Source organism: Candidatus Zixiibacteriota bacterium (genome assembly GCA_017999435.1).
Taxonomy (GTDB): domain Bacteria; phylum Zixibacteria; class MSB-5A5; order GN15; family FEB-12; genus JAGNLV01.
Map to the genome: position 1 here is coordinate 41,471 of JAGNLV010000007.1, position 13,129 is coordinate 54,599.

At 66.8% G+C, this 13,129-nt stretch carries 13 protein-coding genes; all 13 read right to left on the reverse strand.

What is annotated here, in order from left to right:
* Positions 1–32: 32 nt before the first annotated feature.
* The gene (locus KA261_14110; GenBank protein MBP7698936.1) at positions 33–602 is read right to left on the reverse strand and encodes a redoxin domain-containing protein; all 570 of its coding nucleotides are present in this window, start codon (positions 600–602) and stop codon (positions 33–35) included.
* Between the two features lie 104 nt (positions 603–706).
* On the reverse strand, positions 707–928 hold the full coding sequence (locus KA261_14115) for a hypothetical protein (GenBank protein ID MBP7698937.1): 222 nt from the start codon (positions 926–928) through the stop codon (positions 707–709).
* 91 nt (positions 929–1,019) lie between these two features.
* Positions 1,020–2,000: a dockerin type I repeat-containing protein gene (locus KA261_14120; protein MBP7698938.1), complete on the reverse strand. Its 981-nt coding sequence runs from the start codon at positions 1,998–2,000 to the stop codon at positions 1,020–1,022.
* 137 nt (positions 2,001–2,137) lie between these two features.
* Complete coding sequence (locus KA261_14125; protein ID MBP7698939.1) at positions 2,138–2,932, reverse strand: inositol monophosphatase; 795 nt, start codon at positions 2,930–2,932, stop codon at positions 2,138–2,140.
* Between the two features lie 5 nt (positions 2,933–2,937).
* Positions 2,938–4,689 carry an ABC transporter ATP-binding protein gene (locus KA261_14130; protein ID MBP7698940.1) on the reverse strand — a complete coding sequence of 584 codons (1,752 nt, stop codon included), beginning with the start codon at positions 4,687–4,689 and terminating at the stop codon, positions 2,938–2,940.
* A gap of 59 nt (positions 4,690–4,748) precedes the next feature.
* A complete protein-coding gene (locus tag KA261_14135) occupies positions 4,749–6,518 on the reverse strand; it encodes an ABC transporter ATP-binding protein (protein MBP7698941.1) in 1,770 nt (589 codons plus the stop codon).
* Positions 6,519–6,580: 62 nt separating this feature from the next.
* Entirely contained in the window at positions 6,581–8,845 is a 2,265-nt protein-coding gene (locus KA261_14140) for a hypothetical protein (GenBank protein MBP7698942.1), read from the reverse strand.
* Between the two features lie 68 nt (positions 8,846–8,913).
* On the reverse strand, positions 8,914–9,279 hold the full coding sequence (locus tag KA261_14145; GenBank protein MBP7698943.1) for a cupin domain-containing protein: 366 nt from the start codon (positions 9,277–9,279) through the stop codon (positions 8,914–8,916).
* Between the two features lie 118 nt (positions 9,280–9,397).
* Entirely contained in the window at positions 9,398–10,183 is a 786-nt protein-coding gene (locus KA261_14150) for an electron transfer flavoprotein subunit beta/FixA family protein (protein MBP7698944.1), read from the reverse strand.
* A gap of 137 nt (positions 10,184–10,320) precedes the next feature.
* Positions 10,321–10,608, reverse strand: a complete 288-nt coding sequence (locus KA261_14155; protein MBP7698945.1) for a hypothetical protein — start codon at positions 10,606–10,608, stop codon at positions 10,321–10,323.
* 208 nt (positions 10,609–10,816) lie between these two features.
* Positions 10,817–11,569, reverse strand: a complete 753-nt coding sequence (rnc, locus tag KA261_14160) for a ribonuclease III (GenBank protein MBP7698946.1) — start codon at positions 11,567–11,569, stop codon at positions 10,817–10,819.
* On the reverse strand, positions 11,569–12,819 hold the full coding sequence (gene fabF, locus KA261_14165) for a beta-ketoacyl-ACP synthase II (protein MBP7698947.1): 1,251 nt from the start codon (positions 12,817–12,819) through the stop codon (positions 11,569–11,571). The genes rnc and fabF overlap by 1 nt, the downstream gene beginning before the upstream one ends.
* Positions 12,820–12,860: 41 nt before the next feature.
* Complete coding sequence (locus KA261_14170; GenBank protein ID MBP7698948.1) at positions 12,861–13,109, reverse strand: acyl carrier protein; 249 nt, start codon at positions 13,107–13,109, stop codon at positions 12,861–12,863.
* Positions 13,110–13,129 lie beyond the last annotated feature (20 nt).

A 13,129-nucleotide genomic window follows, 5' to 3' on the forward strand; every position in this document is an offset into this window, starting at 1 on the left:
TGTTCCTCGGCGGGTGGTCACGGACGTCCGCATCAGTCGCTCAGCCAAGCCTTCACCTGTGCGGGATCCACCGGCATCCGGGCATCGGTTCGAATATGCCGGATTAACCGGTCGGGCCCGACCACCGCCAGCAGCGGGAACCCCTCGACGCCGTACCGCTGCATCGCCACAGCCCCGGTATCGGCGTAGGCCGGGAACGTCCAGCCGTAGCGCCGGTGAAAAGCCGGCAGGTGAGCCGCAGCGGTGGTGGGGCCGATGAGCAGCACCTGCGTGTCGGCCAGGATCTTCCGGTCAATGAGATCCTGAATCCTCCTGATCATTTGCTCGCAGGGCGGGCAGTCGAGGTAGGCGAAGACGATCACCGCGCCGTCGGAACCAATCGCCTGTCCGCTCGACAGCCCCCGGCCGGCGCTGTCGACCAGCGGGATCTCGGGGAAGGCCTCCCCGACCGCGAGGCTGAGCTTGGGCAGCAGGTCGCCCGGAGCGGGCTTTTCGACCACGCTGCGGGTCGCCGTGCCGATATAGATGCCGAAGAGCGAGGCGAGGCCGATGAGGCCGGCCGCGACCGGCAGGCGAAGCAGTCGGAGCGGGGAGGCGGGCATGGTGGGCGAGCGCTTTCGGGATCGTTCCTGAGCGCGCCGCCGGCGGTCGCCCGCCGGCGGCGTTTCACAACCGCTAGATTCCGAGTGCGAAGGCGAACAGACGCCTAGCACTCATAGATCTGCGTACACTGAATCTCTTCCGTCGGGAAGCAGAAGTACACGCCGTTGAACAGGCAGCACTTCATCGGATTGCCTTCACAGGTGCAGTAGTAGTAGCAGCTCGTGCCGCCACCGCCGCCGCCCTTCGCCGCAACCTGGCCGCTCGCGAAACCGAACACCATCGCCACCGCGAACACCAGCAGGGCCGTAACGAACAGCTTGCGCATTGATTCACCTCCTTCCTTGGACTGTTGTGCGCCTCCAAGAAAGAAGGAGTCTGTGGGTCCGTCAAGCACTTTTTTGCGCGCCGGCCGCGGATCACTCGGCCGACCGGCCGGGTATGGTCACGGTGTCGGTTCCGATCGCAGCGCACAGCACCGGATAGGTGCACACCCCGATGAGCGTGACCGCGTAGTCGCCCGGCTCGAGATCGTTGACCACGGTGAGCAGATTGTACGTGCACAGGCAGTCGCAGGCGGAGAGCGTGTCCCACTCAATCACGGTGATCGCGCCCCCGTTGACGAAGACGTCGGTGAGGAAAGCGGGGCAGCAGTTGGCCTGCGCGTTCAAGTGCCGGACGCGCAGATCCTTGCCGACCACCTCCAGCGACATCGTCTCCGGCCCGCCGATCACGAGCGTGTCCGCGCCGACCGTATCCCCTTCCAGGCCGACCAGCGTGACCGCATACTCGCCCGGCTCGGCGGCCGCGAAGCCGGGGAGGATCGCCTCGAGGTTGAAGTAGCACATGCACGGGCAGGGGAAGAAAGAGGTGTCGGCCTCCTGGACCGTGACCGAGCGGCCGTCGATCTCAAACGTCGCCGCATACCCCAGACAGCACTGGTAGTATGCATTGACATGGTGGACGTGGAGATCCCTCCCGACCAGCTCGACAAACATGTACTCCGCGGAGTCGTCGGGAGCCACGGTCAGACACCCCGAGGAACGGACCGCGGGATTCGGCTGGCCGCCGGCCGTCGACGTCCAGGCTTCGACGCAGCCGTCGCCCATCGCCGGGGTGAACGTGGCCGGGCACTCGAGGGCGGGGCCGCCCCGGAACAGGTAGGACACCAACCAGGTGAGGTCGGCCACGGTGACGCCGTAGTCCCCGTTGACGTCGGCCGGACGGAAATACGGCTGCTCGGGAATTCCCCGGAAGAGGTAGTTGACGGCACCGGTGACGTCCGCGACGCTCACGGAGCCGTCGCCGTTCACGTCCCCGCACACGTCCCCTGATGATACCGCCGCGAGCGGGCAGACGGCCAGCGCCGCGACCCAGACGAAAAGTGATGCGCGATGCATATCAACCTCGCTCAAGTAGGGGTCGAAAGAGCGTTCCGAATGGTCGAAGGAGTCCGGGCATGAAGCGAGAATAATATACGCGCCGCCCCACATTTGAGCAAACACTCATCTGCCGCGGCGTGGGCGGGACACGATAACTATCTGCCCGACAGGACCTTGAGCATCGATGCGTGGAGCCGCGGGTTGGCCGCGAGGATGGACCGGTCGGTGATTGCGAACGGCCGGCCGTCGGTCCGGGTCACCTTCCCCCCCGCCTCTTCGATGAAGAGCACGGCGGCGGCGGTGTCCCACGGGTGCAGATCGAGTTCCCAGAATCCGTCGATCCGTCCGGCCGCCAGCCAGCAGAGGTCGATCGCCGCCGATCCGGGCCGCCGCACTCCCTGGGCGCGCTTCACCATGCGCGCGAAGTAGCCGAGGTTGTTGCGCCGGGCGGTGGCCACGTTGTAGCCGAACCCGGTCGCCAAAAGGGCGCGCTGCAGGTCGATCTCGCGGGCCACCCGAAGGCGGGTGCGGTTGCAGTACGCCCCCTGCCCGCGCGCCCCCCGGAACATCTCGTCCCGTTCGGGATCGTACACCGCGCCGGCGGCCGGGAGCCCCCGGAACTGCAGCGCGATCGAGACGCAGTAGATCGGGAAACCGTGGGCGTAGTTGACGGTGCCGTCGAGCGGATCGACCACCCACTGGAACTCGGCGGCGGCGCCTGTCCCGGATCCCTCTTCGGCCAGGAGCGCGTGTCCCGGGAACGCGCGGCGGAGGCGCGCGGTGATGAGACGTTCGGATTTGACATCCGCCTCGGTGACCGGGTCGATGCGGCCCTTGTAGCGGACGCGGTGGGCGGCGTGGAAGCGCTTCTTGAGCAGCTCCCCGGCGAGGCGCGCGGTGTCTTCGGCAAAGCGCTGAAAACGGCTCAGGTCGCGGGCCGACAGTTCCATGGTCCTCACTTGGCGGCCGCCTGCCGGTTGACCGGCGCCGCGGCGGTTCTCCGGTACTGCATCTCGTACAAGGTACGATAGATCCCCCCCCGGCTCAAGAGCTCTTCATGCCGCCCCATCTCGCGCAGGCGGCCGTGGTGGAGCACCAGAATCTTGTCGGCCTTCTCGATAGTCGAGAGCCGGTGGGCGATGACAATCGAGGTCCGCCCGGCGAGCAGCTCCTCGAGCGCCTGCTGGATGAGGTGCTCCGTCTCGGTGTCCACCGAACTGGTGGCCTCGTCCAGGATGAGGATCCCCGGATCGAACGCCAGCGCCCGGGCGAACGACAGCAGCTGCTTCTGCCCGGTCGAAAGCGTCGCCCCCCGCTCCTTCACCTCGGTGCGGATTCCGTCGGGAAGGTGCTTCAAAAAGCGGTCGAATCCGACGCGCGAGAGCGCCTGGCGGACCTGTTCGTCGCCGATGCCCTCGTTGCGCAGCCGGACGTTGCCGGCATAGTCGCCGGAGAAGAGGAACACGTCCTGCAGCACCAGCCCGAGGTGCGAGCGCAGCTCTCTGAGGGCGAGATCGCGGATCTCGACGCCGTCGAGCCGAATCGATCCCTTCTGATAGTCGTAGAAGCGGAAGAGCACGTTCACGAGCGAAGTTTTGCCGGCCCCGGTGGCCCCGACCACCGCCACCCGCTCGCCCGGCTCGACCGAGAACGTGAGGTCGCGAAGCACCCAGTCTTCGTCCTCGTAAGCGAACCAGAGGTTCTCGACCTCGATGCGCCCGCGGAAGGCGGCGATCGCCCGCGGCCGCGGCGGGTCGGAAATCTCCGGCGCCGTGTCCAGGAGTCTGAAAATGCGCTCCGACGACGCCATCGACGACTGCAGCACGTTGTACTTTTCCGAGAGATCGCGGATCGGCTGGTAGAACCGCTCGACCAGCCAGATGAAGGCGGTGAGTTCGCCGAACGTCATGGCGCCGCCGATGATCCGCACGCCCCCGAAGTAGAGGACGAGCGCGAGCGACACGGCGCCGATGATCTCGACCGCCGGGTAGAACAGCGCGTAGTAGATCACCGAGCGCAGGTGCGCACCCTGGAGGTCGAGGTTGATGGCGCCGAACTCGCGGTAGGCGCGTTCTTCCTGCGTGAACAACTGCACGACCGCCATGCCGGTCACGTGCTCCTGGACGAAGGCGTTGATGCGCGCGAGTTTCAGGCGCACCTGGCGGTAGGCCTCGCGCGCCCGCGCCCGGAACACAAAGGTCGCCCCCACCAGCACCGGCACCACGAGGAAGGTGATCAGCGCGAGCTGCCAGTTGAGGTAGAGCATGTAGACGACGATGAGGAGGATCATAAAGAGGTCGCCGATCACCGCCACCACCGCCGTGCCGAACAGCTCGTTGAGCGTGTTGACGTCGTTGGTGACCCGCGTCACCAGCCGCCCCACCGGGTTGCGGTCGAAATAGCGCAGGTGCAGGCGCTGGAGGTGCTCGAACACCTGCATCCGCAGGTCGTGCTGCACCTTCTGCCCCAGCCGCACGGTCGTCATGATCTGCCCCCAGGAGAAAAACAAAATCCCGCAGACGGCGGCGAGATAGACCAGCGCGACCGCGTGGAACCCATCCGCCCGGCCGGCCTTGATGTAGCTGTCGATCCCCCACTTGGTGATGGAGGCCAGCGAAATCTGCGCGGCCGCGGCCAGGAGGATGAACAGGATGGCGCCGGCCGTGAGCTCGCGGTAGGGCCGCATGTAGGTCAGGAGGCGGCGCATGAGGCGCGCGTCGTACGCCTTCCCGAGCGCCTCTTCCTCGTGGTAGTCCCGGGCGCCGCTCACAGCGCCTCCAGTTCTTTTTCCAGCAGCTGCGACCTGTAGAGCTGGGCATAGAAGCCGTTGCGCGCCATGAGCGCCTCGTGGTCGCCGCGCTCAATGATCCGGCCGTCGTCGAAACACACAATTTGGTCCGCATCCTTGACCGACGACACCCGGTGCGAGATCACGATCGCCGTCCGCGCCGTCAGTACCTCCTTGATGCGCTGACTGATCTCGTGCTCGGTCTCGGTGTCGACCGCGCTGGTCGCGTCGTCGAGGATGATGATCCGGGGATCGACCACGATCGCGCGGGCGATGGCGGTGCGCTGCTTCTGGCCCCCGGAGAGCGTGATGCCGCGCTCGCCCACCATCGTCTCGTACCCCTGGGGGAATTCGGCGACATCCTTGTCGAGGGCGGCGATCCGGGCGGCCTGCTGCACCGCGGCCAGGCCGGCCTCGGGACGGCCGAACCGGATGTTCGCCGCGATGGAGTCGGAAAACAGGAACGGCTCCTGGGTGGCGAAACCGATTTGCCGCCGCAGCTCGCGCAGCGGCCAGTCGTTCACGTCGACGCCGTCGATGAAGAGCATGCCACGCTCGACCGGGTGGAGGCGGGCGATGAGATTCACCAACGTCGTCTTGCCCGAACCGGTGAGGCCGAGGAGCCCGACTGTCTGCCCCGGTTCAATCATCAGATTGACCCCGTCGAGCACCGGCCGGCCGTTGTAGCTGAAACGCAGGTTGCGGCACTCGATGCGCCCCGCCATCGGCCCGGCCGCGGCCCGACCCCCGCCCTCCGGGACCTCGGGCTCCGTGTGGAGCAGCCGGTTGACCCGGGCCAGCGAGGCCAACCCCCGCTGGTAGAGCGAGACGACCCAGCCGATGGCGATCACGGGCCAGGTCATAAGCGCCAGGTAGCCGAAAAAGGTGATGACGGTGCCGAGCGTTTCGGTCCCGTTGATCACTCTCAGGCCCCCCATGTAGAAAACCGTGAGGTAGGAGAGGGCGGCGATGAGGCGCATGAGGGGGGCGAAAATCCCCTGCACTTTGGCGAGGCTGATGTTCAGGCCGATGTAGGTTTCGGAGACGGCGCGGAAGTTCTCGATCTCGCGCTCCTCCTGGCCGTACGCCTTGACTACCCGCATGCCGGCGAGATTCTCCTGCGCCGCCGCCGTGAGCACGCCGAAGTGGTCCTGGATTTTCGCGTTGCGCTTGTGGATGACCGAGCCGATCCGGTGCACGCCGAAGGGCAGCACGAGCAGCGGCAGCAGCGCCCACAGGGTGAGCGAGGGGGAGATGGTGAGCATCATGACCAGCCCGATGAGCAGGCTCACGGCCGCGTCGGCCGTGTACATCACCCCCGGACCGGCCATCATCCGGATCGCCTCCAGGTCGTTCGTCATCGCCGCCATTACATCCCCGGTCCGCGTGCCGTGATAGTACGAGGGGGTCAGGCGGAGTAGGTGGGAGAACATCTCGCCGCGCAGGTCGGTCTCGATGTAGCGCGAGGCCCAGATGACAGTGCGGCGCATGAGGAACATGAAGACCCCCGACGCGGCCGTCAGCCCGACCAAAATGAGCACCCGCCGCCCGGCGTAGCCCGCGCCCCGGCCCTGCTCGAGCCCGTCGATGATCTGCCCCACCAGCCGCGGCGTGTACATCATCAGGCCGGAGGACAATACGGTCACCGCTAAACCGGCGAGGAAATACCAGCGGTACGTGCGGAAGTATTTCGTGACGGTGGCGAGCTGCCGGGGCGGGGTGTTCGCTTGTGTTGCCGTCGTGTTCATTCCCTACCAATGCCGGAACTGCCGACCGTCGGCAGCCGAACCTCTTATAACACCGGCCGGAGCTAATAGTTCAGAATGTTCGCAAACAGGTGAATGGCGTCGATATCCAGCCGGGCAATCATGTCCAGGAGGGGCAGGCCGCAGTAGATGATCTGTCCCTCGCCGATCCGCGAGACCGACAAAAGCGCGGCGCCGCTCGGGGCGACATAGACCCGCTCGGCCGGCGCCACCACCGCCGCCGCCACGTCCTGCTTCCGGTAAAACGACGAGAGCAGGTTGGTCTCGACAATCGGGTACGGTTTGGAGAGTAAGTTGGCGTCGGGGATGCGGTTGATGATGTCGTTGCGGTCGACCAGCTCCACGTCGGGCACGAACCGCACCGGGAGAACATCCTGAGGCCAGTCAACGGGCTGGCCGAAAATCACCAGCGACCCGCCGTTGCGGACGAAATCCTCGAATCGATCCTTCATGGCCGCGAACGACGGATAGGCGCGAAACGCACCCGAACCGACCAGGATCACGTCGTACGCCTCCAGCGGAGCCGTCGCCAGCCCTCGGTCGGTGAGCGGGCGGAAAGCCGCGTCCGTCATTCCCAGCACGTCTTCGAGCCGCCCGGTCGTATCGGGCAGGAACGCCACCTGGGTCTTGTCGTCGACGTGGCAGGAGGCGATCCGCACGAGCGCGGTGTCGGCCGCCACCACGTTGTCGCGATAGGCCAAAGATATCACCTGCTGCTGGAGGCCGAGTTCAAACAGCTTCGAAATCGAAAACGGAATGCGCACCGTCTCCCGCAGCGATCCTTTCCGGAGCGAGATTTCCTGCCGATAGGCCCCGGCGAACAGCCCGCGCGGCGTTTCCAGATTGACCTTGACTGTCCCCGCAAACTCGCGCGGTTTCTGAATGACCACCCGCAGAGTCAGCGGCGCCACCACCCGGTCGATGTCGAGGTCCGCGACCGGCGGCACGAAGCAGAAGTCGGGCTCAAACCGCACATCGAGGTCCGCCCGCTCCCCGACCGGGATCGCGCTCCGCACGGTCAGGGGGTTCGAGCCGAACGCGATCTCGGCCGTGAACACGAGCGAATCGGGACGGCCAGCCTCGAGGTAGCGGGGGTCGATTTCCACCAGGTACTCCCGTGCGAACGTCTGGTGCGGAGCTACCGTGCGGGCGGCCGTGTCGAGCGTCACCGCCGCCGTGTCCCAATAGGGGTGGAACCGGACGTTGCTGAAACGGACTTCCTGCGGCCCGTCGGCCGACAGGCTCGCCCGAAATTTCAGCCGCGGACCGTCGGGGGAGTCGCGGACCGTGATGCCGCCGTCCCAGTGCACCCCGACCGACCGGAGGGCAAGCTCCTCGGTCTGCGCGAGCAGCTCCGCGAAGTAGACACGCAGATCCACCTGCGCGTCGTACAGCGGATCGCCCGCCGCCGCCGCAACCAGATCGCTCAGGGCGCGGTATCCCTCGACTATGGCGGCGGCCCGCTCCCGGCCGGAGGCGCTCAGGGCGGCATTCAGACTCGCCAGGTACTGCCGGCCCAGACGCAGCAGCGTCGTCTTCTTCGGTCCGTCGGCGACCAGCTCTTCAAGGACGGCTAGGAGGCGGTTCCCCGGCACGCCGGCCAGGAAATTGACTTCGGCAGTCCGGCTGCCGACCCGGCCGACCACCTGGCGGTATCGGACCAGTTGCGGCTCGGCGGCTGCGCGCGCCCGGTAATCCCGCCCCAGGAGCTGCGGGATTTCGCCTGCGAGACGATCGGCGTAGCGGACCGCCAGCTCGCGGCGGCTCAGGAAAACCGCGGCCGCCGAATCGAGCGCCTCATTGGGATCGGTCACCTGCTCGTAGATCTTCAGCACGTTGAAGCGGCGGTCGGCCGAGGGTTCGGCCGCGAGGATCCGCTCCCGGAGGGCGTTGTAACCCCCCTGGCCCCGCAAGGCCTCGAACAGAACGATGTCCGGGTACCGCTCGGAAAACAGCATCGCCGTCGCCGAATCCATCGCCTCCCGGTCCCCCGGCGGCAGCAGGAGTGTGTGCACGTAGAGCTCGCGCTCGGGAAGGCCGGCGGCGGCCGTGCGATAGCTGGAGCGCTCGTCCAGGAGCACCACGTCGATCCGGCATCCGTGCTCGTCGTTGAGATAGTACAACGTCGGCCAGTCGATGCGCTCCGGGTCGTCGGACACATAGAGGACGCGCACGTCGCTGAGAACGTAACCGGCCGGATCGGCGGCGCGGGCCGCGGGCGGCACCGCGATCGCCGCCAGCGCCGACACTGCCGCGGAGAGAAACGCCCGCCGCAGGCACGCCCCCGACATGAACCGTAGGGTGGTCATCGCCCGGAATATACTAGCCGCCGGCCGGGGCCTGTCAAATTTCAAATGCAGGCCGCCTCCCTGTCCGCTCAGCGTATTATCGTCTCATCCTCCGGCCGCCATGCCGGATCGACGAGACAGAGGAAGGTGAGCGGTTCCGCGCCGGGGTTCTCGATCCACTGGACCGTCGCCGGCGGGACTTCGATCGTATCGCCCGGCTCCACCAGCGCCAGCTCCTCGCCGACATACAGGATCCCCTTCCCCCCGAGGATATGGTAGACCTCGTCGGTGGTGAGGACGTGCGCCGCGGTGCGTTCCCCCGGCGGCACGGTCCCATGGGCCAGCGAGTAGCGGCCCTCGAACGGGTACGGGCGGTCGGGGTGGACCAGTTCCCGGAGCCGGGCGCCGTCACCGGCAGTGGTTTCCGGACAGTCGAGCAGTTTATGAATGCGCATGCCGTCTTCCTTAGGCTGCGGCGGGGCCGGCCGCCTCGGACAGACCCCTTCCAGGTTCTCATGAAAGAGCCGCCAGGCGCGCGCCTGACGGCGGTCGATTTTCGGAGTCGGCGTCGACTTACAGAATCTGGTTGTCGCGGAGTTTCCGGAAAAGCCTCTCGGCGATCTCCTCCGGCGTCTCCCCGTCGATCCTCTCCCCCTTGGGGCGCGGGGGCGGCGGCGCCACTTTCATCGTCGCGGTCGCCGAGTGGGCCCCCACCGTCGCGGGATCGATACCGAGGTCGGCGGCGTTCCAGGCCGCGACCTCCTTCTTCTTGGCCGCCATTTTCCCTTTCAGCGACGGCAGGCGGGGCTCGTTGATCTCCTTGACGACTGAGAGGACGGCCGGGAGAGCCAGCTCCACGACATCGTAGCCGTCTTCGGTGGTTCGTTCGACGACGATCTTGCCGCCGTCGACGCTCTGCACTTTCTTCACGAACATGGCCTGCGGCAGGTCCAGGAGCGCGGCCACGGCGCCGGGGACCTGGGCGGAATCGGAATCAATCGCCTGCTTGCCCGCGAGAATGAGGGTGAAGCGGCCGAGCTTCTTCAGCCCGGCAGCGAGAATTCGGGCTACCGCCTGCGGGTCGGACCCCTCGAAGGCGGGATCGGACAGCAGGTAGGCCTCGTCGACGCCGAGCGCCAGACAATTGCGCAGCGCCGCATCGGCCCGCTCGGTCCCCACCGTCATGACCGCCACCGTCCCCCCGTGCTTCTCCTTCAACCGCAGACCCTCTTCTACGGCGTACTCATCGAACGGGTTGACCGTCCCCGGTCCCTGCGGCAATTCCACCTTGTTGGCGCTCTCGTTGACCCTGATGAGGGCGATTTCGGGTACTTGCTTGATCAGGCAGACGATGTCCATGTTGACTCCACTTTGCCTAGCTTCACGGGTCTTCCTCAGAGTCGAATATCATGGCTGGGGGACGAAAAGTCAAGGGCGGGGGAGGCAGGAAAAAGCCCGCTCCGGGGCGGGCTTTTTCCGGTACTGGTAAGGGAGGTCTAGCGGCGGCGGGCGGTCTTCCGCCCCGCGGTCCTGGCCGCCCCGCCGCGCCGTCCGGCGACAGTGCGCCGCCGGGCCGCGGCCGATTTCCTCAGCTTCAAGGTCCGGATCTTGGCTTTCACCGACGCGAGCGAGCGGCCGAGACGCCGCCCGACCTCGTGGGCCGTGGTCTCCTTGTAGAGCCGCACGAGTTCCTGGACCTCTCCCTGCGTCCAAGCCTTCGCCCCCGGCCGCACGGCGCGGCGCGCGGCTGTTTTCTTCCTTGTTGCCTTGGTAGCCTTGCGCATGGCTGTACCCTCCTGTTAAGGTTGTGGTTCCGCAGTCAACACGGCGATGACCATAGCTATGCTCGCCCGTTGCTCCCTCGTCCTCCGAGAACCCTTATTAGTATTACGCACCAAGCCGCGGATCGCGCAAAAAAAACTCCCCGGCCCCCCGGCCCGCGGCGAAGGAACCCTCCTCCGGGGACCGTTCCCGACGGCGCCGGCGTTCCGTTCAGTCGGCGGCGCGGCGGACGTGGAGGAGCGCCGCCTCGGCGGCGCGCTGCTCCGCTTCCTTCTTCGAGTGCCCGGAACCGGATCCGATCGTCTGCCCGTTGAGCGTCACCTCGACCCTGAACACCTTCTCGTGGTCGGGACCGGTTTCGGCGACCACGTCGTACTGCGGCATCCCCTGCCCCCGGCTCTGCACCAGTTCGAGCAGCTCCCCCTTGAAGTTCTGGCGGGAGGCGTCGGTCGCGATGACCGGCTCCCGGGTGTAGACGAGGCGGATGACGACGTCGCGGGCGGCCTCGAACCCGCCGTCGAGAAAGACCGCCCCGATGATCGACTCCACGGCGTCGGAGACGATCGAGGCCCGCTCGCGGCCCCCCGAGCGGTCCTCCTCCGGGGCCAGGAGCAGATGGCGGTTGAGACCGGTGCTGACGCCGATTTCGGCGAGGGTCGCCTCGCTGACGAGGAGCGCCTTGCGCTTGGTCAGTTCCCCCTCGCGGAGATCCGGGTTGTCCTGGTAGAGCCGCTCGGCGATGACGAGGCCGAGGACGGAATCGCCGAGGAATTCGAGCCGTTCATTGGACAGGTGGTACTGGTCGGCCGCGTGGGCGAACGACCGATGGGTGAGCGCCAGCTCGAGGACAGCCGGGCAGCGGAAGTGGTAGCCGATGAGCTGCTGCACGGCGGCCGGAGCGGCGGCGCGCCGCTGCGCCTGGCTGGGAGAGAAAAATCGTCTGAGGCGGTCCCAAACACCCATCACGCAGAGCCGTTGACTGTTCCGACCACCAGCGACACGTTGTGTCCGCCGAAGCCGAAGGAGTTGGACAGGGCGTGGCGGATCGTCACCGCCCGCTTGCCCTCCCGGACGTAATCAAGATCGCACTCGGGATCCGGCGTGTCGATGTTGATCGTCGGATGCACGACGCTATCCCGGAGGGATAGCACGCACGCCGCCACTTCGAGCGCGCCGGCCGCCCCGAGGAGGTGGCCGGTCATGGACTTGGTCGAGTTGCACGGGATCTCGTAGGCGCGCGGGCCGAGGACCTCCTTGATCGCGCGCGTCTCCGCCGTATCCCCCAGGATCGTCGCCGTCCCGTGCGTGTTCACGTAGTCGATCTGCTCGGGCGCCAGCCCGGCGTCGCGGAGGGCCATGGCCATGGCCCGGCGCGCCCCGAGGCCCTCGGGGTGCGGCGCGGTCATGTGGTGGGCGTCGCCGCTCATTCCCGCCCCGAGCAGTTCGGCGTAGATGCGGACGCCGCGCGCCCGGGCGTGATCGAGCGACTCGAGCACGAGGATGGCCGCCCCCTCGCCCATCACAAAGCCGTCGCGCTCCGCGTCAAACGGCCGCGAGGCGCGCTCCGGCTCATCGTTCCGGACCGACAGCGCCTTGGCCTGGCAGAAACCGGCCAGCGCCGTCCGCGTGATCGTCGCTTCGGCCCCGCCCGTGACCATCACGTCGGCCTCGTCGCGCTGGATGATGCGGAAAGCATCGGCGATCGCGTGGGCCGACGAGGCGCAGGCGGAGACGGTGGCGTAGTTCGGTCCGCGGAAGCCGTACCGAATCGACACCAGCCCGGCGCACATGTCGATGATCATCATCGGGATGAAGAACGGCGACACCTTGGCCGGCCCGCCGGTCTCCTCCATGAGGGAGTGCTGCCGCTCGAACGTGCTGATGCCGCCGATGCCGGAGCCGATGACGACGCCGATCCGGTCGGGGTCGAGCCGCCCGTCCTTCAGCCCGGCGTCAACCAGCGCCATGTCGCTGGCGGCCACGGCGTACTGCTCCGAGAGGTCCATCCGGCGCGCCTCTTTCTTCTCCAGGTAGAGCTCCGGATTGAAGTCCTTGACCTCGGCGGCGATCTGGGTCGGGAACGGCTCCGGGTCGAACCGCGTGATCCGCCCCGCCCCCGATTTCCCGGCCAGGAGCGACTGCCAGAACGCCTCGAGCGTATTCCCGTTCGGGGAGACGACCCCCATGCCCGTCACGACAACACGTTTCTTCATAGTTGAGGTTCCGTTCCTTCCGTGAACGGCCTGCCCGCCGCCTACTTGGCCTTCGGGCTGTGCTCCGCGATATAGGTGATGGCGTCGCCTACCGAGACGATCTTCTCGGCATCTTCATCCGGTATCTCAATCGAGAATTCCTCTTCCAACGCCATCACCAACTCGATCGTGTCGAGCGAATCCGCGCCGAGGTCGTCGACGAACTTGGCTTTCTCAGTCACCTGGGAAGCTTCGACGCCGAGTTGCTCGACGATGATTTCCTTCACCCGATCTTCCAGTTCTGCGGCCATAGTAGCACCTCTTCCTGAGT